The organism is Citrobacter sp. RHBSTW-00944 (genome assembly GCF_013615435.1).
GTDB classification, from domain to species: Bacteria; Pseudomonadota; Gammaproteobacteria; order Enterobacterales; family Enterobacteriaceae; genus Citrobacter; species Citrobacter braakii.
Map to the genome: position 1 here is coordinate 3,348,632 of NZ_CP055418.1, position 25,907 is coordinate 3,374,538.

Consider the following 25,907-nt stretch of genomic DNA (forward strand, 5'->3'; position numbering starts at 1 on the left):
CAACTGCATTCACCCCGAATGCAGTTTGCTACCTGCTGTTCACGTCGTTCACCGCTCAAATTGTAATCATCGTGTAGCAATTTTGAATCCAATGTAAATAAATGTATTTATTTTTGAATTAATGAATGCTAAAACGTCGCACTGATTAGTAATGCTTATCAAAATCATTATCAATTACACATTCACTCCCGCGAGGCCTGCAGGGTATAACATCCACAGAGATGTCCCTTCGCGCGAGTGAAACCGTCTACTCAAAAAATAATAAGTCACTCACTAACATGGATAAAAATCGCAATTTGCCTGCCAGTAGTTTTCATTCACTGACTTTTTTTGCCGGTCTGTGTATTGGCCTGTGTCCGGTAGCTCAGGCTGTCGCCGCGGGCGATCAAGATAAAAAACAAGAAGATACGCTGGTTGTTGAAGCGGCCAAACCTTCGTTATACGCCCCAACGCAGTCTGCCGACCCTAAGTTCTCCCGCCCGGTAGCGGATACAACCCGCACCATGACAGTGATTTCTGAGCAGGTGATTAAGGATCAAGGTGCAACCAATCTGACCGATGCGCTGAAAAACGTACCGGGCGTTGGCGCGTTTTTCGCCGGTGAGAACGGTAACTCCACCACCGGTGACGCGGTTTACATGCGTGGTGCGGATACCTCGAACAGTATTTATATCGACGGTATCCGTGATATTGGCAGCGTTACGCGCGACACTTTCAATACCGAACAGGTTGAAGTGATCAAAGGCCCCTCCGGCACCGACTATGGCCGTAGCGCGCCAACGGGCTCCATCAATATGATCAGCAAACAGCCGCGCACCGACTCAGGGATCGATGCCTCGGCCAGCGTCGGTAGCGCCTGGTTCCGCCGTGGTACGCTGGACATAAACCAGGTCATCGGTGAGACCACCGCTGCACGGTTAAACCTGATGGGTGAAAAAACGCATGATGCCGGTCGCGATAACGTTAAGAATGAACGTTATGGTGTGGCCCCCTCTCTCGCCTTTGGCTTAGGCACTGAGAACCGACTGTATCTGAACTATCTGCATGTCACCCAGCACAACACCCCGGATGGTGGTGTCCCCACCATCGGTCTGCCGGGATATTCCGCGCCTTCCGCGGGGACTGCTGCACTGAATCAGTCAGGAAAAGTGGATACGCATAACTTCTACGGTACCAACTCGGATTACGACGATTCAACGACCGATACCGCAACGATGCGTTTTGAACATGACCTGAACGACAGCACCACTATTCGCAACACCACCCGCTGGTCACGCATTAAGCAGGATTATCTGATGACGGCGGTGATGGGCGGCGCGACTAACATCACTCAACCCTCCAGCAGCGTCGACACCTGGACCTGGTCACGCCTGGCAAATACCAAAGATGTCAGCAATAAGATCCTGACCAACCAGACCAACCTGACCTCAAAATTTTACACGGGAGCCATCGGTCACGACATCAGCACCGGCGTGGAGCTAACGCGTGAAACGCAAACCAACTATGGTGTAAACCCGATCACCCCGCCGCCGGTAAATATCTATCACCCCGACAGCAATGTGAATATCGGCGGATTGTCTCGTAACGGCGCTAATGCTAACGGGCAAACCGATACCTTCGGTGTATACGCCTTTGATACGCTACAGATTACCCGTGAGTTTGAACTAAACGGTGGTATTCGCCTCGACAATTACCGCACGGAATATGACAGCGCCACCGCTTGCGGCGCTTCTGGTCGCGGCGCGGTCGCGTGTCCGACAGGCGTGGCGAAAGGTTCTCCGGTCACCACCGTGGATACTGCCAAATCAGGCAATCTGGTGAACTGGAAAGCGGGCGCGCTGTATCATCTGACCGATAACGGTAACGTTTACATTAACTACGCCGTTTCTCAGCAACCGCCGGGCGGCAGCAACTTTGCCCTCGCTCAGGGCGGAAGCGGTAACAGTGCGAACCGTACCGATTTCAAACCGCAGAAAGCGAAAACCAGCGAGATCGGCACCAAATGGGAGGTGCTGGATAAGCGCCTGCTGTTAACTGCCGCGATTTTCCGTACGGATATTGAGAACGAAGTTGAGCAGAACGACGACGGCACATATTCCCAGTACGGGGAGAAGCGCGTTGAAGGTTACGAACTCTCGGTAGCAGGGAACATCACTCCCGCATGGCAGGTTATTGGGGGTTACACCCAGCAGCGCGCGACGATCCACAGCGGCAAAAACGTTGCTCAGGATGGTTCTTCATCCCTGCCGTACACGCCAGAACATGCGTTCACGCTGTGGAACCAGTATCAGGCTACCGATGATATCTCTGTTGGCGCGGGTGCTCGCTACGTGGGCAGTATGCATCGCGGTTCCGACGGGGCCATGGGTACGCCATCCTACACCGAAGGTTACTGGGTCGCCGACGCGAAACTGGGTTATCGCGTGAATCGCAATCTCGATTTCCAGTTGAACGTCTATAACCTGTTCGACACCGATTATGTATCCTCCATTAACAAGAGCGGATACCGTTACCATCCGGGTGAGCCAAGAACCTTCCTGCTCACGGCAAATATGCATTTCTGATCTTTTACGTGGGGCGTAAGCCCCACTTTCAGGAGAAACACTGATGATGTATCACATTCCCGGCATTCTGTCGGCGCAGGATGTCGCCTGGTTTCGCGAACAGCTGGACGCTGCCGACTGGGTTGATGGCCGCGCAACCACCGGCGCTCAGGGCGCGCAGGTTAAAAACAACCAGCAGGTGAATACGCAAAGTGAACGTTACGGCGTTTTACAACAGGCGGTACAAAACGCGGTGAACAACAGCGCGTTATTCTTCGCCGCTGCATTACCGAAAACGCTCTCCACACCGCTGTTCAATCGCTACCAGCACAACGAGACCTACGGTTTTCACGTTGACGGCGCGGTGCGTAGTCATCCGCAAAACGGCTGGATGCGCACAGATCTTTCCGCCACCTTATTCCTGAGTAATCCTGACGATTATGAGGGAGGAGAGCTGCTGGTCAATGACACCTACGGCCAGCATGCGGTAAAACTTCCGGCAGGCGATCTGGTACTTTACCCTTCCAGCAGCCTGCACTGCGTTACGCCGGTGACCCGTGGGGTTCGGGTGGCATCCTTTATGTGGATCCAGTCGATGATCCGGGACGATAAAAATCGCGCCATGCTTTTTGAGCTGGATAAAAACATCCAGTCCCTGAAGACACGTCATGGGGAGAGTAGCGAGATCCTGTCGCTTCTCAATCTCTACCATAACCTGCTGCGCGAATGGTCTGAAATCTGATACCGCTGACGCGTGGTCGTTTTTCAGCCATCACATTCGCTATACTTATTCTGTAGACATCAGCAGGAGGTAGGTATGGCATCCGGATGGGCAAATGACGACGCTGTTAACGAACAGATCAACAATACTATTGAAGATGCTGTTGCCCGCGCCCGCGGTGAGTTACCGACGGGGGAAAGTCTGTATGAATGCGAAGAATGTGGCAATCCAATCCCTCAGGCCAGACGGGAGGCCGTGCCCGGCGTACGCTTGTGCATCACATGCCAGCAGGATAAAGATTCACATAGCGCAGCATTTTCAGGATATAATCGCAGAGGTTCGAAAGACAGCCAGCTACGTTGACTTATCTTTACCGAAAGTTTCAGCGCATACGATTTCCTTTACGAGCACGCTTTTTTGCACTCTGTGTAGCAAAATGTGCCGTTGTCGGTTTCTCTGTAAAGCGCAATGACAAGAACTGTAAATCCCTCTTTCGAATTTATTAATATTCAATAAGTTATTTGTCATTCAATTTTTTTGATTGATGTCGTCAATTCTATTCGATTTTATCTCGCATAAAAAAACGTGATACTTCTCACATCGACGAAACAACGTCTTCTTAAAGAACACTGACTAACAGAACAAACCTGCGAGAAATTAATCATGAAAAATATCAAATTTGCTGTTGCCGCCATCGCTCTGTCTACCCTGTCATTTGGCGTTTTTGCTGCCGAGCCAGTTTCCTCTACTCAGGCGCAAAACATGAACAAAATTGGTGTGGTATCTGCTGACGGCGCCACCACGCTGGACGGCCTGGAAGCAAAACTGGCTGAAAAAGCGACCGCTGCTGGCGCAACGGGTTACAGCATCACTTCCGCTATCGGCAAAGACAAAATGAGCGGCACCGCGGTTATCTATAAATAACCGAAAGATTACCTGTACGACCCAATGCTCCAACCCTCATTGACCCTGTTTGTTACCCTTTGTTTGCCCGTCCGCCACTGGACGGGCTTTTTTTTGCTTAGTGTTCCAGTCGTTGACGGAATTCCTGCAACACGGCGTCTGGCATCCCTATTTGCAACGCCGCCTCGCAAATCGCCTGCCAGCTTCCGGCATCCAGCGGAATACCTTGCTCCAGCCGTTCTTCACGAGTATTCACCTCCCACTCCCCTGGCAACAGGATCGGGGCATCTTCAGCATGGGGGGACGCTTTCACCCACTTAGCAAAGGCCGCGACCTGGTTGTCGCAGTCCGGCGCGCCAAACAGTTCCGGATTCATAATGATGGTCGTCATACAGTTAATGATGGCATCCGCGCTGGTCTGCAGGCTCTCTTCATGTGTGGTTTTACCACCAGAAAGCGCTCCCCCCATAATTTCGCACATTGCCGCCAGCGCATAACCTTTGTGTTGGGCGAAGGTCAGCAACGACCCCAGTGGAGAGACCTGCATTACGGCAGGATCGGTTGTGGGTACCCCATTAGCATCAATCAGGCATCCCGGAGCCACCGGCTCGCCCTTGTGCCATGCCACACGGGTTTTGCCAAACGCGATGGCGCTGGTTGCATAGTCCAGCAACAACGGGAACGTATTTTTAAGCGGGAACACCACGCAGAAGGGGTTGGTGCCAAATCGACTATCGCGGCCATGAAACGGTGCGACCATCGGGATCCCTACCACATTCACAAAGTGCACCGAAACAAAACCCGCCGCCGCACATTGCTCCGCCCAGTAGCCAATGCGTCCAATATGGTGCGAATTATGTAATGCCACGGCAGCGATACCGTGCTGGCGCGCTTTTTCGATCCCAAGCGTAATTGCCTCGTGGGCCGCCACCTGACCAAATGCGCAGTCGCCGTCAAGCGTAATCACCGCTCCCGCATCGTTGACCACTTTGGCATGGCGGTTGATCTGCAGGTGTCCCTGCGAAAATGAGCGAATATAGCTTGGGATCATGCCGATACCGTGGGAGTCGTGGCCGGCGAGGTTAGAGGCTATCAGATGATCGGCCACCAGCCGCGCCTCCAGCTCATTGCTTCCCATCTGGTGAAAAACGGCCTGGATAAAGGCGTGCAGCGTTGGCACATGGAAGCGATGTCCACTGTTCATTGTTATCTCCTGTTGTGTCGCGTGTTGATTGTGGTTCTTATTTTTCAACAAACTATGCTGCGCCACAGCGCTCAGGAGATCAATAAACGTGCAGAAATTTCACGTTGCCGGAAGGCGTGAACCGACGGGCCAGGCAAATGACCCGTCGAGAGAAAGAAAAATCAGAAGCTTTGCTCGACGCGGCCAAATCCTTCAGCCAGCGTCGCGGATTCACCGGTTGCTACCAGGCAGCAGGCCATCTGGATCTTCAGCGATGCCGGAACCGGCTCACTGCCCGCCAGACAACGCTCAATCCAGCGCGCGGTAGTTTCCGGGTCTTTAGCCTCCGGCAGCGGGACCGGCTCATCGGGCATCTCGCTCTGCCGGTCCTGTAGCACTCGCACGCCGGACGAATCTATCAGGCTTATCTGCGGGCAGCGCTGCGGGTTGGCGTACACTTCCCCCTCGGTACCGTGCATCAACAGGGCACGCCCACCGATATCGCCGAAAAATTTCGCCACGCGCGATACGTATTCCGGGTGGGAAACGCTGGAAAGACGCAGCGCGGCATCTTCGGCAAACGGCGTGGCTAATTTAGCCAGCGTATGCGCACTGTTACGCACGCCCATTCGCCAGCGCATCGCCAGCTGTTTTTCCAGCGGAGGACACAGCGCACCCACCGGGATAAACACCGGCTCATGACCATCCAGCTTTGCCTGCGCCTGCCCGGCATGCAGCGTCGGCGCAATCCCCATCAGTTCGAAAATGGTTTCAGTCAGCACGCGGGTTGGATCCTCGCTGACACCGTGCACCACCACCGGGAAGCCCAGCTTATGCAGTAAAATCGCCAGCAGCGGAGTCAAATTTGCCTGCTTGCGCGCGCCATTGTAGCTGGGAATGACAATCGGCATGGGTTTGGCCACTGGCGGAGTCAGGCGAATGGTGTGGTTCTGCATCGCTTCGTAAAAGCCCAGCATCTCCGCTTCGCCTTCGCCTTTAATACGCAGCGCAATCAGTACACCGCCCATCTCAAGATCGGGCACCTCGCCGTTCATCATATGGGTATACAGTCCGCGAGCAGTATCCTTATCCAGGTCACGCGCGTGATTTTTTCCTCGCCCAATCTCTTTGATGATTTTGCGGTAATCCATCGATAACTCCTTGCCTGTTGCTCGCATCGTTAACGCCGACGGCGACGCGTGGGTTTCGCTTTTTCTTTTGGTTTTACTATAACGTCTGGCACAGCAGGTTGCTCTATCGGAAATATGGGTAATGCGTTCAGTAAACGCTTGCCATAGCTTTTGGTCAATAAACGCTTGTCATAAATAACCACTTCTCCCCAGCAGCCGTGGCTACGAATGAGTCGCCCAACCTGCTGGATCAAATTGAATGACGCCGCGGGCAAGCTCTGCACCTCAAAGGGGTAGCGGTTCAGGCTTTTCAGCCACTCGCCCTCGGTGATCACCACCGGGCTGTCGATAGGCGGAAAAGCAATTTTGTGAATATGCACCTGGGTCAGCAAGTCGCCTTTCAAATCCAGACCTTCGGCAAAAGATTGCAGCCCAATCAGTACGCTACGCTCGCCGTTGGTCACCCGCTTGCGGTGCAGCTCCACCAATCGATAGCGCGGCTGGTCGCCCTGTACCAGCAACAGCAGGCGCAGATCGGTAACGTGCTCAAGAAAACGCTGCATTGCCCGACCGCTGGCAAAGAGTACCAGCATGCCCTGATGCTTTTTACTTTCCAGCTGTTCGCGGAAATAGGCGGCCATTTCCGCGATATGCTGCTCTTCGTTATCAATTGACGGTTCGTAGCGCATCTGCGGAATGACGATTTTGCCTTGCTCAACGTGATTAAACGGTGAATCCAGCGCGATAAACCGGTCCCCTGCTTTTTCTTTCAGCCCGCTCATCTCCTGCAAACGCGAGAAGCTGTTGAGCGAACGCAGCGTGGCGGAGGTCACGATAATATGCGGTACGCTGCGCCACAGCAGTCGTTCAAGCTGATCGCTCACACGGATCCCCACACAGTGGAACCAGACGTGGATCTGCCCGTCACGCACTTCGCGCGTCGCCCATTTACTCACCGGCGCGCCTGACGACTGCGCGAGCGAAGCCAGCCGCCACAGTTTGCTTTGCGCCTCAAACATGCCCAACGCCCGATTCATCTGCAAAATAACCCGATGCAGACGCACAATATCGTGGGTGCCGGTTTTTTCGCTGAGATCGTTGAGGAACAGTTCCGCCAGACCGCGCAGCATTTCTGTTAGCTTCGCCAGACGCTGACAAATCTCCATCACTTCCGCAGGCAGTTCGCCCATCGCGAAGCGGTGTTCCGCCTCCTGGGTCGCAGGCATGTACAAATTAAGAATGTTATTGAGCGATGAAATCAGCTCATACAGTTCCTCACAGTGACCGTTCAGACGCTCGGCATTCGCCAGCGGCGGCGTAGTTTTTGGACGAAACTGTTCCAGGCAGGTGGCTACTAATTTGCAAAACAGATCCAACTGCAGTCGATACCAGGGGGCGCTGATTTCTGCGCTCATCTCCAGCGCATCGCGCGCGACGTCCGGCAAATGGTGACCTTCATCAAGGACCAGCAGCAGGTTCTTCGGCTCCGGCAAAACAGCTTCGCTTTCCATGGCCGCCATCACCAGCGCGTGGTTAGCCACCACCACTTCGGCTTCCTGAATCTCACGGCGGGCGACAAAAAAGGGGCATTCACGATAGTAGTGACAGTTACGATTCAAACAGCTGGCTTTATCAGTGCTCAGGCGCTGCCAGAGTCCGTCGTCGATAGCGATATCCGTGTGATCGCGCAGCCCGTCCCACTTGTAGCTATCGAGATCGCCTTTTAGCCTGGCGCAGCGCTTTTGTTCTTCCTGGTTGTTGGGCGTCAGGTCATCGTCGAGAAAGGCCAACAGATCCTGCTGATTGTGTTCGCTACTGGCCAGCGCCGCTAAATTACGCGGGCAGACGTAACGCCCGCGACCAAACGCGGCGGTAAAACGTAGATCGGGGATAATTTTGCGCAGCAGCGGTAAATCTTTGCTGTAGATCTGATCCTGTAAAGCAACGTTGGCGGTACTGACCACCAGCGTTTTTTGTTCTTCACGCGCTATGGCAATACCGGGAATCAGGTACGACAGCGTTTTCCCCACCCCGGTCGGCGCTTCAATCGCCAGATGCCGCCCTTCTTCCCCGGTGAGCGTTTTCGCGACGTCAGCAATCATCTGCCGCTGCGGCGCACGGGGAATAAAGTCGGGGATCTGTTCCTGAAGCGCCTTATACCAGGCGGCAATTTGCGCTTTTAGCGCAGCCGTTAGTGCCATGAGAAAACCTGAAGTACTGTATAAACAGCCACTATTGTGGCACTTTCTGATACGTGTCGCAAAAAGAAAAGCCCGACCTTTCGGCCGGGCTCGCAATTACTGTGCTGTAGACGGTTTGCGCGGACGGCGCGGTGGACGAGGCTTATCGCCCGCCGGTTTGCCTTCGCCGCTACGCGGTTTCGCTTTTGGCGCACCGCCATCCTGACGACGCGGCTGCTGACCACGCCCTGCTCCACCCTGACCGCGACCACCGCCGCCACGCTGCTGGCGACCATTCTGGATCGGCTCGGCTTTGATGGACGGGTCTGGCTCGTAGCCTGGCATCGCAATTCGCGGGATCTCTTTTTTCAGCAGCTTCTCGATGTCACGCAGCAGCTTGTGTTCATCGACGCACACCAGAGACAACGCTTCGCCGGTAGCGGCCGCACGACCGGTACGACCAATACGGTGCACATAATCTTCCGGGACGTTTGGCAGCTCGTAGTTCACCACGTGCGGCAGCTCTTCAATATCCAGACCGCGCGCGGCAATATCGGTTGCCACCAGCACACGAATATCACCGGATTTAAAATCAGCCAGCGCACGCGTACGCGCCCCCTGAGATTTATTACCGTGGATCGCCGCGCTGCGAATGCCGTCTTTATTCAGCTGTTCCGCCAGATGGTTCGCACCATGTTTGGTACGGGTAAACACCAGCACCTGCTGCCAGTTGCCCTGACCGATCATCTGCGACAACAGTTCACGTTTACGCTTTTTATCAACGAAATGAACGTGCTGAGTCACCTGCTCTGACGCGGTATTACGGCGCGCCACTTCGATTTCCAGCGGATTGTGCAGCAGCTTTTCGGCCAGCGACTTAATATCATCAGAGAACGTTGCTGAGAACAGCAGGTTCTGGCGTTTTGCCGGCAGTTTCGCCAGAACGCGACGGATATCATGAATAAAGCCCATATCCAGCATGCGGTCAGCTTCATCCAGTACCAGAATCTCAACCTGATCCAGTTTCACCGCATTCTGGTGTTCCAGATCGAGCAAACGACCAGGCGTGGCGATCAGCACATCCACACCGCCGCGCAGCTTCATCATCTGTGGGTTAATGCTCACGCCGCCGAAGACCACCAGCGAGCGAATATTCAGATACTTACTGTAATCACGTACGTTTTCGCCAATCTGGGCCGCCAGTTCGCGGGTTGGCGTGAGGATCAGCGCACGCACCGGACGACGGCTTTTGCCATGCGGCTGATGGGTAATCAGGTGCTGCAACAGCGGCAGGGTAAAACCTGCCGTTTTCCCCGTACCGGTCTGGGCGCTGGCCATCAGATCGCGGCCTTCCAGCACGGCAGGGATCGCCTGCTGCTGAATAGGGGTAGGTTCACGGTAACCCTGCTCGGCAACGGCACGTAAAATTTCAGGGTTTAAACCAAGGGAATCAAAAGACATAACAACTCCGAACCACCCTGACCGTTACCGGTGTCGTTTTCAGGGAGATACATATAATAAAGATGACAAAAACCACAATGTCATGAAGGGGCGGAGTGTAGCAGTTTTTGTGATGTGCCGCATAAATTATCCCTGCGCTGAAAAATAACGGTCCGGACTGGACAAGGTTACACATCAGTCATAATCTTAATCAATCGATTGATTAAGATCTGAGTCGTGCTATGAATACACCCACCATGACAACCAAAGGTGAACAGGCGAAAAATCAGCTCATTGCCGCCGCGCTGGCGCAGTTTGGCGAGTATGGTCTGCACGCCACTACTCGCGATATCGCCGCGCAGGCCGGGCAAAATATTGCTGCTATCACCTACTATTTTGGCTCAAAAGAGGATTTATATCTCGCCTGCGCCCAGTGGATTGCGGATTTTATCAGCTCACAGTTTCGCCCGCACGCTGAAGAAGCCGAGCGTCTGTTTGCTCAGGCGGACCCGGATCGTGGCGCGATGCGCGAACTGATCCTCCGCGCCTGCAAAAATATGATCATGCTGTTAACCCAGGACGATACCGTTAACCTGAGCAAATTTATTTCGCGCGAACAGCTTTCACCCACCGCGGCTTATCAACTGGTGCACGACCAGGTTATCAATCCACTACATACTCACCTGACGCGCCTGATTGCTGCCTATACCGGCGGCGATGCCAACGATACCCAAATGATCCTGCACACCCACGCCCTACTCGGCGAGGTACTGGCCTTTCGTCTGGGGAAAGAAACCATTCTGTTGCGTACGGGCTGGTCACAATTTGATGAGGATAAAACCGCGCTGATTGACCAAACGATCACCTGTCACATCGATCTTATTCTGCAAGGTTTAACGCAAAGGAGTCTGGAGTCATGAAAAAACCTGTCGTTCTCGGGCTGGTCATCGCGGCCCTCGTTGCCGTGATTGCCGGTGGAACGTGGTGGTATCAAAGTCGGCAAGATAACGGTCTGACGCTGTACGGCAATGTCGATATCCGTAGCGTCAACCTGAGTTTTCGCGTCGGCGGCAGGCTGGCCTCGCTGGCGGTTGACGAAGGCGATGCCATTACCGCCGGTCAGGTGCTGGGCGAACTGGACCGTGCGCCGTATGAAAACGCATTAATGCAGGCAAAAGCGAATGTTGCCGCCGCCCAGGCGCAATACGATCTGATGCTGGCAGGGTATCGTGAAGAGGAGATCGCGCAAACCGCAGCGGCAGTCAAACAGGCGCAGGCAGCCTATGATTACGCGCAAAACTTTTACAATCGGCAGGTGGGATTGTGGAAAAGCCGCACTATCTCCGCCAACGATCTGGAAAACGCCCGTTCATCACGCGATCAGGCGCTGGCCTCTCTGAAATCCGCACAGGATAAACTCAGCCAATACCGCAGCGGTAATCGTGTGCAGGACATCGAGCAGGCGAAAGCCACGCTCGAACAAGCTCAGGCCGAGCTGGCCCAGGCAGAGCTTAATTTGCATGACACCACGCTGACCTCGCCGTCTGACGGCACGTTACTCACCCGTGCGGTCGAACCCGGCAGCATGCTGAACGAAGGAGGCACGGTACTGACGCTGTCACTCACGCGTCCGGTATGGGTTCGCGCCTACGTTGACGAACGAAATCTGAGCCATGCGCAGCCAGGACGCGAAATCCTGCTTTACACCGATGGCCGTCCGGACAAACCGTATCACGGTAAAATCGGCTTCGTGTCGCCCACCGCCGAGTTTACCCCAAAAACAGTCGAGACCCCTGACCTGCGCACCGACCTGGTTTATCGCCTGCGTATTGTGGTGACCGACGCGGACGATGCGCTGCGCCAGGGAATGCCGGTAACGATAAAGTTCAGCGATGAGGCACGGCATGAATGACGCCGTCATTACGCTGAATGGACTGACGAAAAACTTTGCCGGAATGGATAAACCGGCCGTCGCCCCGCTCGACTGTACCGTTCATGCGGGCTACGTGACCGGGCTGGTCGGGCCGGATGGCGCTGGCAAAACCACGCTGATGCGAATGCTGGCAGGGCTGTTGAAACCCGACGCCGGTAGCGCAACGGTGATTGGTTTTGATCCCATCAAAGACGACAGCGCGCTGCATGCGGTACTGGGGTACATGCCGCAGAAATTTGGTCTGTATGAAGATTTGACCGTCATGGAGAACCTCAATCTCTATGCAGATTTACGTAGCGTTACCGGTGAAGCGCGAGAAAAAACCTTTGCCCGGCTACTGGAATTTACCTCGCTGGGGCCGTTTACCGGACGCCTGGCCGGCAAGCTTTCCGGCGGCATGAAACAGAAGCTCGGACTTGCCTGTACGCTGGTCGGTGAACCCAGCGTGTTACTGCTGGATGAGCCTGGAGTGGGCGTCGACCCTATTTCCCGTCGCGAACTGTGGCAAATGGTTCATGAACTGGCCGGGGACGGCATGCTGATCCTCTGGAGCACTTCGTATCTGGATGAAGCTGAACAATGCCGTGATGTGCTGCTGATGAACGAAGGTGAATTGCTGTATCAGGGCGATCCCACTCAGCTTACGCAAACCATGTCGGGTCGCAGCTTCCTGATGAGCAGTTCGCAGGAAAATAACCGCCGACTGCTGCAACGCACGTTAAAACTGCCGCAGGTTAGCGACGGGATGATTCAGGGGAAATCCGTCCGCTTAATCCTGAAAAAAGAAGCGACGACCCAGCAGATTCAAAACGCTGACGGCATGCCGGAGATAACCATCAACGAAACCGCCCCCCGCTTCGAGGATGCCTTTATCGATTTACTCGGCGGGGCCGGAACATCGGAGTCACCGCTGGGCGCTATCCTGCATACCGTGGAAGGCACGCCAGGTGAAACGGTGATCGAAGCCAAAGCGCTGACCAAAAAATTTGGCGATTTTGCCGCTACCGACCACGTAGACTTTGCCGTGCAGCGCGGCGAGATTTTTGGTTTGTTAGGGCCCAACGGCGCGGGCAAATCCACTACCTTTAAAATGATGTGCGGCCTGCTGGTCCCCACCTCGGGTAAAGCGCTGGTGCTGGACATGGACCTGAAGGTCAGCTCCGGTAAAGCGCGCCAGCATCTGGGCTATATGGCGCAGAAATTCTCCCTGTATGGCAACCTGACCGTTGAACAGAATCTGCGCTTTTTCTCCGGCGTCTACGGCCTACGCGGTCGGGCGCAGAAGGAGAAAATCGAGCGGATGAGCGAGGCATTCGGCCTGAAGAGTATCGCCTCCCACGCCACCGACGAACTGCCGCTGGGCTTTAAACAGCGCCTGGCGCTGGCCTGTTCGCTGATGCATGAACCCGACATTCTGTTCCTCGATGAACCCACTTCCGGGGTCGATCCCCTCACCCGTCGGGAGTTCTGGTTACATATCAACAGTATGGTGGAAAAAGGCGTCACGGTGATGGTGACCACCCACTTTATGGATGAGGCAGAATACTGCGATCGCATCGGGCTGGTGTATCGCGGCAAACTGATTGCCAGCGGTACACCGGACGACCTGAAAGCTCAGGCTGCTGACAGTGAGACGCCAGACCCGACCATGGAACAGGCGTTTATCACGCTAATCAATGACTGGGATAAGGAGCATACGCATGAGTAACTCCGTTCTCTCCTGGCGTCGCGTACGCGCGCTGTGCGTGAAAGAGACGCGCCAGATCGTCCGCGATCCCAGCAGTTGGCTGATTGCGGTGGTGATCCCGCTGCTGTTGCTGTTTATCTTCGGCTACGGGATCAACCTCGACTCCAGCAAGCTGCGGGTAGGGATTTTGCTCGAACAGCAAAGCGAAGAGGCGCTGGATTTTACCCATACCATGACCGGTTCACCGTATATTGACGCCACCATCAGCGATAACCGTCAAGAATTGATTGAGAAAATGCAGGCCGGGCGCATTCGCGGGCTGGTGGTGATCCCGGTGGATTTCGCCCAGCAGATGGCGCGACCCAACGACGTGGCGCCGATCCAGGTGATCACCGACGGCAGTGAACCGAATACCGCTAACTTTGTACAGGGTTATGTCGAAGGCATCTGGCAGATTTGGCAACAACAGCGGGCGGAAGATCGCGGAGAATCATTTGAACCTTTGATCGACGTGCAGACCCGCTACTGGTTTAACCCGGCGGCCATCAGCCAACATTTTATTATTCCCGGGGCGGTAACCATCATCATGACGGTTATTGGCGCTATCCTCACCTCATTAGTGGTGGCGCGCGAATGGGAGCGCGGAACCATGGAAGCGCTGTTGTCTACCGAAGTCACCCGCGTCGAACTGCTGCTGTGCAAACTGATCCCCTATTACTTTCTGGGCATGCTGGCGATGCTGCTGTGTATGCTGGTGTCGGTGTTTATTCTCGGCGTGCCCTATCGCGGTTCGTTGCTGATCCTGTTTTTCATTACCAGTCTGTTTCTGCTCAGCACGCTCGGCATGGGGTTGCTTATCTCCACCATCACCCGCAATCAGTTTAACGCCGCGCAGGTCGCGCTAAACGCCGCCTTCCTGCCCTCGATTATGCTGTCGGGTTTTATCTTCCAGATAGACAGCATGCCGGCGATTATCCGGGCAGTAACCTATATTATTCCGGCTCGTTATTTCGTCAGCACCCTACAAAGCCTGTTTCTGGCGGGAAATATTCCAGTGGTGCTGATTATCAACGTGCTGTTTTTAATCGCTTCGGCGGTGATGTTTATTGGCCTGACGTGGCTTAAAACCAAACGTCGGCTGGATTAAGGGGACGGGCATGTTTCATCGCTTATGGACATTAATTCGTAAAGAGCTGCAATCACTGTTACGTGAACCGCAGACGCGAGCCATTCTGATTTTACCGGTGCTGATTCAGGTTATTCTGTTCCCGTTCGCGGCCACGCTGGAAGTCACCAACGCCACTATCGCTATCTATAACGAAGACAACGGTAAACATTCGGTGGAGCTAACCCAGCGCTTCGCTCGCGCCAGCGCCTTTACGCACGTTCTGCTGCTGAAAAGCCCGCAGGAGATCCAGCCCACCATCGACACGCAAAAAGCCCTGTTGCTGGTGCGTTTCCCGGCCAACTTTTCGCGTAATCTGGATACCTTCCAGCAGGCTCCCATGCAGATTATTCTCGACGGGCGTAACTCTAACAGTGCGCAAATTGCCGCGAATTACCTGCAACAAATCGTTAAGGAGTATCAGCAGGAGCTGATGGACGGCAAGCCGAAACCGAACAACAGCGAGCTGGTGGTGCGTAACTGGTATAACCCGAATCTGGATTACAAATGGTTTGTGGTTCCGTCGCTGATCGCCATGATCACCACCATCGGCGTCATGATCGTCACTTCGCTCTCGGTTGCCCGCGAGCGCGAGCAAGGCACGCTGGATCAGCTGCTGGTCTCCCCGCTTACCACCTGGCAGATATTCATCGGTAAAGCGGTGCCCGCGTTAATTGTGGCAACGTTTCAGGCCACCATTGTGCTGGCGATCGGCATCTGGGCTTATCACATCCCCTTTGCCGGTTCACTGGCGCTGTTCTATTTCACGATGGTGATTTACGGGCTGTCGCTGGTCGGCTTTGGTCTGCTGATTTCATCACTGTGCGCCACCCAGCAGCAGGCGTTTATCGGCGTGTTTGTGTTTATGATGCCGGCGATTTTACTTTCAGGCTACGTCTCGCCGGTCGAAAATATGCCGGTCTGGCTACAGAATCTGACGTGGATAAACCCAATCCGCCATTTTACGGACATCACGAAACAGATTTACCTGAAGGATGCGAGTCTGCAGATTGTGTGGGGAAGTTTGTGGCCGCTTTTGGTGATAGCGGCCACGACCGGCTCAGCGGCGTATGCGATGTTTAGACGCAAGGTGATGTAGCTTTTTGTCTTTCGCCAACAGCGAGACCACGGCGGGTCCGGCAAGGATCACCAGCCCCGCCAGGGCCAGCAAGACGTTGTTTTGCAGCACGCGCGACAGCAACCACAGTACGATCATCGCGGCACCGAAATACCACGTGGTAGTCAGTTCTTCCAGCACATCAGCTACGTCGCGCCAGCGCTGCTCATGGTGACGTTGCAAGGCCAGCATTAATAAAACCGTTACGCCGTAAACGACGCATAATCCCAGGCCGACGCGCACCAGCGTACCGCTCATCCAGCCCATTACCAGCAACGCCACTACCAGTAAATGCAACACAATCTGCCAGCAACTTAGACCCGTTGCGACACGAACACGTTGTTGCCACCTCATGGCTTTTCTCCTGAAGGATTTTCAACTAATTATTCAGAGTACCGGACTTTACGGAAAATTCCGCAACACCGCATCTTTTTGTGACGACGACTACACTATTTTATTTAGGAAGTAACGCCAACGGGAGGCTCATGAGCGGATCGGGAGTTCAATTTTCATTCAATGTGCTCACCATTAATACTCACAAAGGGTTCACCGCCTTCAACCGGCGTTTTATTTTGCCTGAGCTACGGGAGGCTGTCAGAACGGTCGGTGCAGACATTGTGTGCCTACAGGAAGTTATGGGCGCGCACGATGCTCACTCGCTGCAGATTGAGAACTGGCCGGATACCACCCACTACGAATTTCTGGCGGACACCATGTGGAGCGACTTCGCCTACGGGCGTAACGCCGTGTACCCGCAAGGGCATCACGGTAACGCGGTGCTGTCGCGTTATCCCATTGAACATTATGAAAATCGCGATGTGTCCGTCGGCGCGAGTGAAAAGCGCGGGGTCCTCTACTGCCGCATCGTGCCGCCAATGCTCTCGCACCCAATTCATGTCATGTGCGTGCATCTCGGTTTGCGTGAAGCACACCGTCAGGCCCAGCTCGCTATGCTGGCTGGCTGGGTCAATGCCCTGCCCGACGCGGAGCCCGTGGTGATCGCCGGAGATTTTAACGACTGGCGGCAAACGGCCAATCACCCGTTGAAAGCCAGGGCCGGCCTTGACGAGATTTTTACCCGCGCCCACGGTCGCCCGGCGCGGACGTTTCCGGTGCATTTTCCCCTGCTGCGTCTGGACAGGATCTATGTGAAAAACGCGAATGCCAGTACCCCAACGACGCTGGCGCTGCGTCACTGGCGACATTTGTCCGATCATGCCCCCCTGAGTGCGGAGATTCATTTATGAAAAATGGCTGGCGTGAAGGCAATCAAATTCAACTGCTGGAAAACGGCGATCAATACTATCCCGCCGTCTTTGACGCCATTGCACAGGCACAGCAAAAAATTATCCTTGAGACCTTTATTTGGTTTGAAGATGCGGTCGGAAAACAGCTGCATGCCGCCTTGCTCGGCGCCGCCCAGCGCGGAATCAAAGCAGAGGTGCTGCTGGACGGTTACGGTTCGCCGGATCTTAGCGACAGTTTTGTCGAAGAGTTGACCGTAGCAGGCGTTGTTTTCCGCTACTACGATCCGCGCCCGCGTCTGTTCGGTATGCGCACCAATCTCTTTCGCCGTATGCATCGCAAAATTGTGGTCATTGATGACCGTGTTGCCTTTGTCGGCGGCATCAATTATTCCGCTGAACACATGTCTGATTACGGTCCCGAGGCCAAGCAGGATTATGCCGTTCGCGTGGAAGGTCCTGTCGTGGCCGACATCCTGAAATTCGTGCTGGATAACTTACCGGGACAGAGCGCCGTACGACGTTGGTGGCGACGTCATCACCGGGCAATTGAGAATCATCGGCCTGGCGAAGCTCAGGCGCTGTTTGTCTGGCGCGATAACGAAGAGCATCGCGATGATATTGAACGCCACTATTTGAAAATGCTGACCCAGGCCCGGCGGGAAGTGATCATTGCCAATGCCTATTTCTTTCCGGGTTATCGCCTGCTGCATGCCCTACGAAAAGCTGCGCGACGCGGCGTTCGGGTAAAACTCATCGTCCAGGGTGAACCGGATATGCCGATTGTGAAAGTGGGTGCCCGCCTGCTGTATAACTATCTGGTTAAAGGCGGCGTCCATGTCTATGAATACCGGCGTAAGCCCCTGCATGGTAAAGTCGCGCTGATGGACGATCATTGGGCGACGGTAGGTTCCAGCAATCTCGACCCGCTCAGTCTGTCGCTCAATCTAGAGGCGAATCTTATTATTCATGACCGCACGTTTAACCAGACCCTGCGTGACAACCTGAACCCCATTATTGCGCAGGACTGCAAGCGAGTTGATGAATCAATGCTGCCAAAACGCACCTGGTGGAACCTGACCAAAAGCGTGCTGGCCTTCCACTTTTTACGCCACTTCCCGGCGCTGGTCGGCTGGCTACCGGCGCATACCCCGCATCTGGCCGAGGTAGAACCACCCGCACAGCCAACTCTGGAAACCCAGGATCGTATTCCAACTGAGGATGCAGGAGGGGAAACCTGATGCTAAAAAACCACCGACGCTGGCGCTTAGCGAAAAAGATCCTCACATGGCTATTTTTTATTGCGGTCATCGTATTGCTGGTCATTTATGCCAGCAAGGTCAACTGGCAGGAAGTGTGGACGGTAATTCGCGATTACAATCGGATCTCCCTGCTCAGCGCCGTAGGGCTGGTGATCGTCAGTTATTTACTTTACGGCTGCTATGACCTGCTCGGGCGCTACTACTGCGGGCACAAGCTGGCAAAACGCCAGGTCATGCTGGTGTCGTTTATCTGTTACGCCTTCAACCTGACGTTAAGCACCTGGGTGGGCGGTATTGGGATGCGTTATCGTCTCTACTCGCGTCTCGGATTACCGGGGAGCACAATTACGCGAATTTTTTCACTGAGCATTACCATCAACTGGCTGGGCTATATTCTGCTGGGCGGTTTTATTTTCACCTTCGGCGTCGTTGAACTGCCCGCGCACTGGTATATCGATGAAGGTACGCTACGCCTCTTAGGCATTGCGCTGCTGCTGATGATTGTTGTTTATCTGTGGTTTTGCGCTTTCGCTAAACATCGCCACATCACCATCAAGGGCCAAAAACTGGTGCTGCCCTCCTGGAAGTTTGCCCTCGCGCAAATGGCGATATCCGGTACTAACTGGATGGTAATGGGGGCGATTATCTGGCTGTTGCTGGGTCAGAATATCAACTATTTCTTCGTGCTGGGCGTGCTGCTGGTGAGCAGTATCGCCGGTGTTATCGTGCATATTCCGGCGGGGATTGGCGTGCTGGAGGCGGTCTTTATGGCGCTGCTGGCAGGAGAGAATACCTCTCAGGGGACAATCATTGCCGCCCTGCTCGCGTATCGCGTGCTGTACTATTTTATTCCGCTGCTGCTGGCGCTGATGTGCTATTTGCTGCTGGAGAGTCGGGCGAAAAAGTTGCGGGTAAAAAACGAGAAGGCGATGGCGAAATAATTCACCGGATGGCGGCTTACGCCATCCGGCAACAGAGAGTTAACGACGATTGCCGAAGATACGCAGCAGCATCAGGAACAGGTTGATGAAGTCCAGATACAGCGTTAAGGCCCCAAGAATTGCGTATTTACGCAGATTTGAGCTGTCACGCAGGTCGATCTGCTCACCGATATTTTTCAGCTTCTGCGTGTCATAAGCGGTCAGGCCGACAAACACAATCACCCCAATATAGGTCACCGCCCACATCAGCGCTTCGCTCTTCAGCCAGAAGTTAACCAGCGAGGCCAGCACAATACCGATCAGCGCCATAAACAGCATATTGCCGAAACCGCTGAGATCGCGTTTGGTGGTGTAGCCGTACAAACTCATGATCCCGAACATCCCGCCGGTGACCACGAAGGTGCTGGCGATAGACGAGTAGGTATAGACGATAAAAATGCTTGATAGCGTCAGCCCGGTTAATGCCGAATAGAGCATAAACAGCGTGGTCGCCATTCCCGCGCTGAGCCTTTGCACCATGCCGGACAGGACGAACACCAGCGCTAGCTGGGCGATGATCAGTCCAAAGAAGGTGATTTTGCTGGAGAAGACAAACATCATCACCGCGGGCGTATTTGCTGCATACCAGGCGATAAACGCCGTCAGCAACAATCCGCAGGTCATCCAGCCGTACACCTGCGCCATATACGTTTGCAGGCCGGAACGGGCCTGTACAATAGAATCGGATCGTGGGAATCGGTCCATGACAATCTCCTGAATCAGTATGAGCCTACACCAATTGTACTCTACCAGCGTTTTGCTGCTAGCTTATCGCTGTCGCGGGCATCAACCCAGCGCTCACCTTCTGGCGTGGCCTCGCGCTTCCAGAACGGTGCGCGGGTTTTCAGATAATCCATAATGAACTGCCCGGCATCAAACGCGCTGCTGCGATGCGCACTGGTCACGCCAACAAAAACGATTTCGTCACCCGGCCACAGTTCGCCAATGCGATGAATGACCGTTACTCGTCCCAGCGGCCAGCGCGCACGCGCTTCGTCGACAATCTCCGCCAGCGCTTTTTCGGTCATTCCCGGATAGTGTTCCAGCGTTAACGCCTGTACGCTATCGCCGAGATTGTGATTGCGGACTTTACCGGTGAAAGTGACCACCGCGCCATCTTCATCGCGTTCGGCCAGCCAGGGATACTCATCCCCGACGCTGAACGGCGCATGACCAACAACAATTCGCGTTTCAGCCATCTTAGCCTCCGGTTACCGGTGGGAAGAAAGCCACTTCGTCACCCGCATTAAGGGGATGGTCAAAACTGACCAGCGTCTGGTTTACCGCGGCCAGCAGCTTGCCGTCTTCCAGCGCCAACGCCCAGCGATCGCTTTTTGCCGCAAGACTCCGGCGCAGCGCTTCTACCGTTGCAAACTCAGCGGCGACCTTTATCGCATCCGTGTTCACCAATTCCCGTACCTGAGCAAAGAAAAGAACCTTAATCATGCGCATCCACCTTAAAATCTCCCGATTTGCCGCCGCTTTTAGCCAGCAGACGCACCGGACCAATCACCATATCCTTTTGCACCGCTTTGCACATATCGTAGATGGTCAACGCTGCCACGGAGGCCGCCGTTAACGCTTCCATTTCGACGCCGGTTTTCCCGGTCAGGCGACACAGCGTTTCAATGCGTACGCGGTTGTGTTCCGGCTCGGCGTGCAGATTAACTTCAACCTTGCTCAACATCAGCGGATGGCACAGCGGGATAAGATCCCAGGTCCGTTTGGCGGCCTGAATACCGGCAATACGCGCCGTGGCGAAAACGTCGCCCTTATGGTGGCTGCCGTCGATAATCATCGCCAGCGTTTCGCTACGCATGGTAACGAATGCTTCTGCACGCGCCTCGCGTACGGTTTCCGCTTTGGCGGAGACATCCACCATATGCGCTTCGCCAGCGGCGTTAATATGAGTCAGTTGCGACATACTTATTTCTTCAAATGTGGGTGGAAATTACACGGACGCGTACGGGCATCGAGCTGCGGCGCAATGATATTTTCCCATGCGGTACGACACGCTTTAGTCGACCCTGGCATGGCGAAAATCAGCGTTTTGTTGGCCACTCCGGCAATCGCCCGGGATTGCAGCGTCGCGGTGCCAATCTCTTCAAACGACAGCATACGGAATACTTCACCAAACCCTTCGACTTCTCTATCAAACAGCGGTTGCAGCGCTTCTGGCGCCTGGTCCCCTTCGGTTAAGCCCGTACCGCCTGTAATGAGCACGACCTGCACATCCTCACTGGCAATCCATGCAGAAACCTGGGCGCGAATGGCGTAGCGGTTCTCTTTGACGATCGCCTTGTCGACAATCTGATGACCCGCCTCTTGCGCCGAGTCACGCAGAAAATGGCCGGAGGTGTCATCTTCTTCGCCGCGACGGTTGGAAACAGTAAGAATAGCAATGCGTGTCGGGATAAATTCAGCGCTTACCTGACTCATGAAAAACTCCTTTTAGCGATCAGCCGCCAATGTAAGATAAGTTTTGCGTAATACCGGTATTGTTCTGATGCAGGAAATGAGTCTGCTTTTTCTCCAGCAGCGCGGCTGAAATGCGTTCTTCCAGCGCCGACTGCTGAGCGTCATCTTCCAGCAAATCACGCAGGCTTACGCCGCCTTCACCAAATAAACACAGATGCAGCTTGCCGACAGAGGAAACGCGCAGACGGTTGCAGGTGGCGCAGAAGTCTTTCTCATAAGGCATGATCAGACCAATTTCACCAGCATAGTCAGGATGACAGAAAACCTGAGCCGGGCCGTCGCTGCGCTGTCGGATCTGGTGGATCCAGCCGCGACGCAGCAGCTCATCGCGCAGGACCTGGCCTGAGATATGGTGTTTACGGAAGAGAGAGCTGCCCTCACCCGTTTCCATCAGTTCAATAAAGCGTAGTTGGATAGGACGGGGCTGAACCCACGCCAGGAAGGTGTCCAGTTGATGATGGTTTACGTCACGCATCAGCACGGTATTGACTTTCACTTTTTCAAAACCCGCATCAAAGGCGGCGTCAATGCCTGCCATCACCTGCTGAAATTTGTCCTGCCCGGTAATGGCGTGAAACTGACGGGCATCGAGGCTGTCGACGCTGACGTTAAGTGCGGTCAGTCCGGCATCGCGCCAGGCAGCGGCATCACGCGCCAGACGATAACCATTAGTGGTCACCGCAATCTGACGGATGGCGTGGTTTTCGCGCACGGCGGCGATAATGTCGGTAAAGTCGCGACGCAATGAAGGTTCGCCCCCTGTCAGACGCACTTTTTCCGTTCCCAGACTGGCGAACGCGCGCGTAACGCGGCGAATTTCATCAACGGTCAAAAAGCCGTTATTGGTGACACCGCCGGGCTTATAGCCATCCGGCAGGCAGTAGGTGCAACGAAAGTTACACACATCGGTAATCGACAAACGTAAGTAGTAAAACTTACGTGCGAAAGCATCGGTAAGTTGAGAGCCCATGTACACCTTTCCAAATACGGGAGACGTAGTCATTTCTTCCTACGCCCTGGTGACAAACTTATTCAAGTATTGTCACGGCCAAAGCACCGTATCATTTGACCCAGGTGCAGAGGCTAGAGTGTTTATTCTCGTCATACTTCAAATTGCAGAAGCGTGGGCTTTGCTCGTTCCCCCCAGTCACGTACTTATGTCCGCTTACGGGGGATTTTCTCGCTCACTGCCTTCCTGCAACTCAAATTATTCAGAGTACATTGTGGTTATGCCGATACTAGCGTGTAAATGACGCTTTTGCCATGTACACTTTCGTTGTATAAACACATACATAGCGACATGATCGTGCAATTTCGCTACAGAATAAGCAAAAACCACAGTTTTGCATTGATATACATCATCTTGCCGGCAGGTGAATCTCGTCAGAAAGGAGTAGATCGCAGAAAAAAATTACGCCAGATTCCGCCTGGATAATTGCTGAAAACACACTATTTACGTTACTGTAGCGCCGATCAATTGATATCAGGAAAATATATGCGCACTCGCACGCTGGCAGATCTGGACCGCGTTGTCGCTCTCGGCGGAGGGCATGGACTGGGACGCGTTCTCTCCTCTCTTTCCCCTTTAGGTTCACGCCTGACAGGGATCGTCACCACGACCGATAACGGCGGGTCGACAGGTCGTATTCGTCGCTCTGAAGGAGGGATTGCCTGGGGAGACATGCGTAACTGTCTGAACCAGTTAATTACTCAACCCAGCGTTGCATCCGCCATGTTTGAGTATCGTTTTGGCGGTAATGGTGAGCTTTCCGGGCATAACCTCGGAAATCTGATGTTAAAGGCGCTCGATCACCTCAGTGTGCGGCCTCTGGAAGCCATCAATTTAATTCGTAGTCTGCTGAAAGTTGACGCGCATTTAATTCCGATGTCGGAGCTACCGGTGGACCTGATGGCTATCGACGATCAGGGACATGAAGTCTATGGCGAAGTGAATATCGATCAGCTCACCATCCCGCCGCAGGAGCTGATGCTGTCGCCAAAAGTCCCCACCACGCGGGAGGCAGTTGAAGCTATCGCCGAAGCGGATTTGATTTTGATAGGACCCGGCAGTTTTTACACCAGCCTGATGCCGCTCCTGCTGCTCGACGAATTAGCGCAGGCATTACGTCGCACACCTGCCCCGATGGTCTACATCGGCAATCTGGGTCGTGAATTAAGCCTGCCAGCAGCCAGCCTGACGCTTAACGATAAGCTGGCAATCATTGAACAGTACGTTGGCAGGAAAGTGATTGATGCGGTGGTAGTGGGCCCGAAAGTGGATGTATCCACCGTTACCGACCGCGTTGTTATTCAGGAAGTGCTGGAAGCCAGCGACATTCCCTACCGCCATGACCGCCAGCTATTGCATTACGCGCTGGAGAAAGCGGTACAGGCGCTGGGGTAATCCCAAGTGCGTGATTAGCATACAATCCTCATCGTAATGAGGATTGTACTTGTAGCTTACTGCATTAACCTCTCAGCACAGGTACCTGCTCGGCGGATATTGGCTCTTCGTATCTTGTGCCAAAATTAGACCACCGGGCAAGAATGGCAAAGAATACGGCCATAACCAGGCAACTTAAATTGAACAAAACCCAGGGTGCATAATCCAGCGTCGCTACCCCCAGCGTTTTCGCCATGAACATACCAGATATTGTCCAAGGGAAAAGTCCTTCAAGTAGCGTGGCTCCAGACTCCATTGATCGGGACATATTAACCATATGCAATTTTTTGTTTTTAAAACAAGGATCATAAATATTCTTCACCAGAAAGAAACTGATGACTGCATTGCCAGTGCAGGCAACTAATAAAGAACTTGTGAACATTGTCGCCAACAGAGTACTGGTCACCGTTTTTAATTTCTGAACCAGTCGCCCAAGCAGTACATTAAGGCCACCAGAAACATCAAGTGCCGAAGCGAACATAAATGCACAAAGCATAACCACAATTGGGCTAACCATTGAATACATACCGCCACGATTAAGCAATATATTAATATTTTTAGTCGTAGATTCATTCATCGCGACATCTGAAAAATTGCTGATCATATTGGTATTAAAGCCATTAATCGATGCTTGAACGAGGTCCATCATGGTAAACGGCTGAAAAATTGCGCATATTGCCAGAGCAAAAAAAGAAGATGCGATCAAAACAATAATGGTATCCCATTTTTTTATCGCACCAATAAAGACCAGCAATGTCGGTAATATTAATAAAGGGTTAAGCCAGAATAATGAGTTTAGCGCTTTTTTCATGACCGGGATAGTATCTAGTTGGATTGAATTTACCACATTTAAATCTAACCCCGCGATATAAAACCCCAGGCAGGCAAACAAAAAAGCAGGAACCGATGTATACAACATATTTCTAATACTTTGATAAAGCTCAGCCCCCGCAGCTAACGCGGCCATGTTTGTGGTATCTGATAAAGGAGATAATTTATCACCAAAATAGGCACCGGAGATAACGGCTCCAGCAGTAATCGGCAATGACACATTCATCGCCGCGGCAACGGCAACCAACGCCACACCAATTGTTCCTGCGGAACCCCATGAAGTGCCTGTAAATGTCGAGATGCAAACCGTCACTAAAAAAGCTGTAAGATATAAGTAAGCTGGGTTGATAATTTCCAGGCCATAATAGACCATTAACGGAATGGTACCACTAACCATCCAGCATCCAATCAACATACCGATCGACAGTAGAATTAACATCGCAGGGACGGCATCTTTTATTTTTTCAATAAAAGTCTGGAGAATTTCCTTCCAGCCCGCGCCATAGTATCTGGCAAAAAAACCCGTAATAATTGTAATAACAATTAAGATAAATTCAACTGGGTAATTTAAAACCCCAATACCTATAAAGAAAACCAGGAAAATAGCCACTAATAACATCAATGCTGCATAAAAGCTCGGTTGCTTATTTGTGCTTACCATGTTATT

25 protein-coding genes and 1 riboswitch are annotated in these 25,907 nt (G+C 53.5%); of the genes, 13 read left to right on the forward strand and 12 right to left on the reverse strand.

The window, feature by feature from the left end; all coding sequences use genetic code 11:
- The first annotated feature begins 278 nt into the window (after positions 1–278).
- From HV334_RS16160 to ybiJ, 4 genes are all read left to right on the forward strand, one after another.
- Entirely contained in the window at positions 279–2,564 is a 2,286-nt protein-coding gene (locus HV334_RS16160; protein WP_181220626.1) for a catecholate siderophore receptor Fiu, read from the forward strand.
- 43 nt (positions 2,565–2,607) lie between these two features.
- Positions 2,608–3,285, forward strand: coding sequence for a PKHD-type hydroxylase YbiX (gene ybiX, locus HV334_RS16165; RefSeq protein ID WP_016156066.1), 678 nt, complete (start codon positions 2,608–2,610; stop codon positions 3,283–3,285).
- A 75-nt stretch (positions 3,286–3,360) separates the two neighbouring features.
- Positions 3,361–3,627, forward strand: a complete 267-nt coding sequence (locus HV334_RS16170; protein ID WP_003035233.1) for a DksA/TraR family C4-type zinc finger protein — start codon at positions 3,361–3,363, stop codon at positions 3,625–3,627.
- 300 nt (positions 3,628–3,927) lie between these two features.
- Entirely contained in the window at positions 3,928–4,188 is a 261-nt protein-coding gene (gene ybiJ, locus HV334_RS16175) for a DUF1471 family protein YbiJ (RefSeq protein ID WP_016152363.1), read from the forward strand.
- 97 nt (positions 4,189–4,285) lie between these two features.
- Here the strand turns inward: ybiJ and HV334_RS16180 are convergent, their stop codons facing one another.
- The 4 genes from HV334_RS16180 to rhlE form a co-directional block, all read right to left on the reverse strand.
- Positions 4,286–5,371 (reverse strand): malate/lactate/ureidoglycolate dehydrogenase, encoded by a 1,086-nt coding sequence (locus HV334_RS16180; protein WP_181220627.1) that lies wholly within the window; start codon positions 5,369–5,371, stop codon positions 4,286–4,288.
- A 161-nt stretch (positions 5,372–5,532) separates the two neighbouring features.
- A complete protein-coding gene (gene ybiB / locus HV334_RS16185) occupies positions 5,533–6,501 on the reverse strand; it encodes a DNA-binding protein YbiB (protein ID WP_181220628.1) in 969 nt (322 codons plus the stop codon).
- A gap of 29 nt (positions 6,502–6,530) precedes the next feature.
- Positions 6,531–8,681, reverse strand: coding sequence for an ATP-dependent DNA helicase DinG (dinG, locus tag HV334_RS16190; RefSeq protein WP_181220629.1), 2,151 nt, complete (start codon positions 8,679–8,681; stop codon positions 6,531–6,533).
- A 96-nt stretch (positions 8,682–8,777) separates the two neighbouring features.
- The gene (gene rhlE / locus HV334_RS16195) at positions 8,778–10,121 is read right to left on the reverse strand and encodes an ATP-dependent RNA helicase RhlE (RefSeq protein WP_049282687.1); all 1,344 of its coding nucleotides are present in this window, start codon (positions 10,119–10,121) and stop codon (positions 8,778–8,780) included.
- A 221-nt stretch (positions 10,122–10,342) separates the two neighbouring features.
- Here rhlE and cecR point away from each other — a divergent pair, with 221 nt between their 5' ends.
- Genes cecR through HV334_RS16220 form a run of 5 tightly spaced genes read left to right on the forward strand, consistent with a single transcriptional unit; the run spans position 10,343 to position 15,984 of the window.
- Entirely contained in the window at positions 10,343–11,020 is a 678-nt protein-coding gene (gene cecR, locus HV334_RS16200; RefSeq protein WP_181220630.1) for a transcriptional regulator CecR, read from the forward strand.
- The gene (gene hlyD, locus HV334_RS16205) at positions 11,017–12,012 is read left to right on the forward strand and encodes a secretion protein HlyD (RefSeq protein ID WP_181220631.1); all 996 of its coding nucleotides are present in this window, start codon (positions 11,017–11,019) and stop codon (positions 12,010–12,012) included. Before cecR ends, hlyD begins: the two co-directional genes overlap by 4 nt.
- Positions 12,005–13,741: an ATP-binding cassette domain-containing protein gene (locus HV334_RS16210; RefSeq protein ID WP_181220632.1), complete on the forward strand. Its 1,737-nt coding sequence runs from the start codon at positions 12,005–12,007 to the stop codon at positions 13,739–13,741. Before hlyD ends, HV334_RS16210 begins: the two co-directional genes overlap by 8 nt.
- Positions 13,734–14,867, forward strand: coding sequence for an ABC transporter permease (locus HV334_RS16215; RefSeq protein ID WP_016156059.1), 1,134 nt, complete (start codon positions 13,734–13,736; stop codon positions 14,865–14,867). The genes HV334_RS16210 and HV334_RS16215 overlap by 8 nt, the downstream gene beginning before the upstream one ends.
- A 10-nt stretch (positions 14,868–14,877) precedes the next feature.
- On the forward strand, positions 14,878–15,984 hold the full coding sequence (locus tag HV334_RS16220) for an ABC transporter permease (protein ID WP_016152354.1): 1,107 nt from the start codon (positions 14,878–14,880) through the stop codon (positions 15,982–15,984).
- On the opposite strand, the gene HV334_RS16225 is transcribed toward HV334_RS16220, so the two are convergent.
- Positions 15,946–16,356 carry a YbhQ family protein gene (locus tag HV334_RS16225; protein WP_016152353.1) on the reverse strand — a complete coding sequence of 137 codons (411 nt, stop codon included), beginning with the start codon at positions 16,354–16,356 and terminating at the stop codon, positions 15,946–15,948. The two genes, HV334_RS16220 and HV334_RS16225, sit on opposite strands and share 39 nt — an antisense overlap.
- Positions 16,357–16,487: 131 nt before the next feature.
- On the opposite strand from HV334_RS16225, the gene HV334_RS16230 reads away from it, so the two are divergent.
- The 3 genes from HV334_RS16230 to HV334_RS16240 are packed head-to-tail and all read left to right on the forward strand — an operon-like array spanning position 16,488 to position 19,449.
- Entirely contained in the window at positions 16,488–17,249 is a 762-nt protein-coding gene (locus HV334_RS16230; RefSeq protein WP_153690577.1) for an endonuclease/exonuclease/phosphatase family protein, read from the forward strand.
- Positions 17,246–18,487, forward strand: a complete 1,242-nt coding sequence (gene clsB / locus HV334_RS16235) for a cardiolipin synthase ClsB (protein ID WP_153646788.1) — start codon at positions 17,246–17,248, stop codon at positions 18,485–18,487. Before HV334_RS16230 ends, clsB begins: the two co-directional genes overlap by 4 nt.
- A complete protein-coding gene (locus tag HV334_RS16240; RefSeq protein WP_181220633.1) occupies positions 18,487–19,449 on the forward strand; it encodes a YbhN family protein in 963 nt (320 codons plus the stop codon). Before clsB ends, HV334_RS16240 begins: the two co-directional genes overlap by 1 nt.
- A 39-nt stretch (positions 19,450–19,488) precedes the next feature.
- On the opposite strand, the gene HV334_RS16245 is transcribed toward HV334_RS16240, so the two are convergent.
- The 6 genes from HV334_RS16245 to moaA form a co-directional block, all read right to left on the reverse strand.
- The gene (locus tag HV334_RS16245) at positions 19,489–20,193 is read right to left on the reverse strand and encodes a Bax inhibitor-1/YccA family protein (RefSeq protein WP_003831536.1); all 705 of its coding nucleotides are present in this window, start codon (positions 20,191–20,193) and stop codon (positions 19,489–19,491) included.
- Between the two features lie 41 nt (positions 20,194–20,234).
- On the reverse strand, positions 20,235–20,687 hold the full coding sequence (gene moaE, locus HV334_RS16250) for a molybdopterin synthase catalytic subunit MoaE (protein ID WP_046274634.1): 453 nt from the start codon (positions 20,685–20,687) through the stop codon (positions 20,235–20,237).
- A 1-nt stretch (position 20,688) separates the two neighbouring features.
- Positions 20,689–20,934 (reverse strand): molybdopterin synthase sulfur carrier subunit, encoded by a 246-nt coding sequence (moaD, locus tag HV334_RS16255; protein ID WP_181220634.1) that lies wholly within the window; start codon positions 20,932–20,934, stop codon positions 20,689–20,691.
- A complete protein-coding gene (gene moaC, locus HV334_RS16260; RefSeq protein ID WP_003035188.1) occupies positions 20,927–21,412 on the reverse strand; it encodes a cyclic pyranopterin monophosphate synthase MoaC in 486 nt (161 codons plus the stop codon). The genes moaD and moaC overlap by 8 nt, the downstream gene beginning before the upstream one ends.
- A gap of 2 nt (positions 21,413–21,414) precedes the next feature.
- Positions 21,415–21,927, reverse strand: a complete 513-nt coding sequence (moaB, locus tag HV334_RS16265; protein ID WP_181220635.1) for a molybdenum cofactor biosynthesis protein B — start codon at positions 21,925–21,927, stop codon at positions 21,415–21,417.
- A 19-nt stretch (positions 21,928–21,946) separates the two neighbouring features.
- Complete coding sequence (moaA, locus tag HV334_RS16270) at positions 21,947–22,936, reverse strand: GTP 3',8-cyclase MoaA (RefSeq protein ID WP_016152346.1); 990 nt, start codon at positions 22,934–22,936, stop codon at positions 21,947–21,949.
- Positions 22,924–23,069, reverse strand: a riboswitch (molybdenum cofactor riboswitch). Its footprint overlaps the gene before it by 13 nt.
- A 392-nt stretch (positions 23,070–23,461) precedes the next feature.
- On the opposite strand from moaA, the gene yvcK reads away from it, so the two are divergent.
- Positions 23,462–24,370: a uridine diphosphate-N-acetylglucosamine-binding protein YvcK gene (gene yvcK, locus HV334_RS16275; RefSeq protein ID WP_016152345.1), complete on the forward strand. Its 909-nt coding sequence runs from the start codon at positions 23,462–23,464 to the stop codon at positions 24,368–24,370.
- Between the two features lie 64 nt (positions 24,371–24,434).
- Here yvcK and nhaC read toward each other — a convergent pair whose 3' ends face one another.
- Entirely contained in the window at positions 24,435–25,901 is a 1,467-nt protein-coding gene (gene nhaC, locus HV334_RS16280) for a Na+/H+ antiporter NhaC (protein WP_181220636.1), read from the reverse strand.
- Between the last annotated feature and the right edge of the window lie 6 nt (positions 25,902–25,907).

What these genes read in the sequence shown, in the direction of transcription:
- HV334_RS16160 (WP_181220626.1), top strand. Translation starts at nt 279, where the DNA reads ATGGATAAAAATCGCAATTTGCCTGCCAGTAGTTTTCATTCACTGACT.
- ybiX (WP_016156066.1), top strand. Translation starts at nt 2,608, where the DNA reads ATGATGTATCACATTCCCGGCATTCTGTCGGCGCAGGATGTCGCCTGG.
- HV334_RS16170 (WP_003035233.1), top strand. Translation starts at nt 3,361, where the DNA reads ATGGCATCCGGATGGGCAAATGACGACGCTGTTAACGAACAGATCAAC.
- ybiJ (WP_016152363.1), top strand. Translation starts at nt 3,928, where the DNA reads ATGAAAAATATCAAATTTGCTGTTGCCGCCATCGCTCTGTCTACCCTG.
- HV334_RS16180 (WP_181220627.1), bottom strand. Translation starts at nt 5,371, where the DNA reads ATGAACAGTGGACATCGCTTCCATGTGCCAACGCTGCACGCCTTTATC.
- ybiB (WP_181220628.1), bottom strand. Translation starts at nt 6,501, where the DNA reads ATGGATTACCGCAAAATCATCAAAGAGATTGGGCGAGGAAAAAATCAC.
- dinG (WP_181220629.1), bottom strand. Translation starts at nt 8,681, where the DNA reads ATGGCACTAACGGCTGCGCTAAAAGCGCAAATTGCCGCCTGGTATAAG.
- rhlE (WP_049282687.1), bottom strand. Translation starts at nt 10,121, where the DNA reads ATGTCTTTTGATTCCCTTGGTTTAAACCCTGAAATTTTACGTGCCGTT.
- cecR (WP_181220630.1), top strand. Translation starts at nt 10,343, where the DNA reads ATGAATACACCCACCATGACAACCAAAGGTGAACAGGCGAAAAATCAG.
- hlyD (WP_181220631.1), top strand. Translation starts at nt 11,017, where the DNA reads ATGAAAAAACCTGTCGTTCTCGGGCTGGTCATCGCGGCCCTCGTTGCC.
- HV334_RS16210 (WP_181220632.1), top strand. Translation starts at nt 12,005, where the DNA reads ATGAATGACGCCGTCATTACGCTGAATGGACTGACGAAAAACTTTGCC.
- HV334_RS16215 (WP_016156059.1), top strand. Translation starts at nt 13,734, where the DNA reads ATGAGTAACTCCGTTCTCTCCTGGCGTCGCGTACGCGCGCTGTGCGTG.
- HV334_RS16220 (WP_016152354.1), top strand. Translation starts at nt 14,878, where the DNA reads ATGTTTCATCGCTTATGGACATTAATTCGTAAAGAGCTGCAATCACTG.
- HV334_RS16225 (WP_016152353.1), bottom strand. Translation starts at nt 16,356, where the DNA reads ATGAGGTGGCAACAACGTGTTCGTGTCGCAACGGGTCTAAGTTGCTGG.
- HV334_RS16230 (WP_153690577.1), top strand. Translation starts at nt 16,488, where the DNA reads ATGAGCGGATCGGGAGTTCAATTTTCATTCAATGTGCTCACCATTAAT.
- clsB (WP_153646788.1), top strand. Translation starts at nt 17,246, where the DNA reads ATGAAAAATGGCTGGCGTGAAGGCAATCAAATTCAACTGCTGGAAAAC.
- HV334_RS16240 (WP_181220633.1), top strand. Translation starts at nt 18,487, where the DNA reads ATGCTAAAAAACCACCGACGCTGGCGCTTAGCGAAAAAGATCCTCACA.
- HV334_RS16245 (WP_003831536.1), bottom strand. Translation starts at nt 20,193, where the DNA reads ATGGACCGATTCCCACGATCCGATTCTATTGTACAGGCCCGTTCCGGC.
- moaE (WP_046274634.1), bottom strand. Translation starts at nt 20,687, where the DNA reads ATGGCTGAAACGCGAATTGTTGTTGGTCATGCGCCGTTCAGCGTCGGG.
- moaD (WP_181220634.1), bottom strand. Translation starts at nt 20,934, where the DNA reads ATGATTAAGGTTCTTTTCTTTGCTCAGGTACGGGAATTGGTGAACACG.
- moaC (WP_003035188.1), bottom strand. Translation starts at nt 21,412, where the DNA reads ATGTCGCAACTGACTCATATTAACGCCGCTGGCGAAGCGCATATGGTG.
- moaB (WP_181220635.1), bottom strand. Translation starts at nt 21,927, where the DNA reads ATGAGTCAGGTAAGCGCTGAATTTATCCCGACACGCATTGCTATTCTT.
- moaA (WP_016152346.1), bottom strand. Translation starts at nt 22,936, where the DNA reads ATGGGCTCTCAACTTACCGATGCTTTCGCACGTAAGTTTTACTACTTA.
- yvcK (WP_016152345.1), top strand. Translation starts at nt 23,462, where the DNA reads ATGCGCACTCGCACGCTGGCAGATCTGGACCGCGTTGTCGCTCTCGGC.
- nhaC (WP_181220636.1), bottom strand. Translation starts at nt 25,901, where the DNA reads ATGGTAAGCACAAATAAGCAACCGAGCTTTTATGCAGCATTGATGTTA.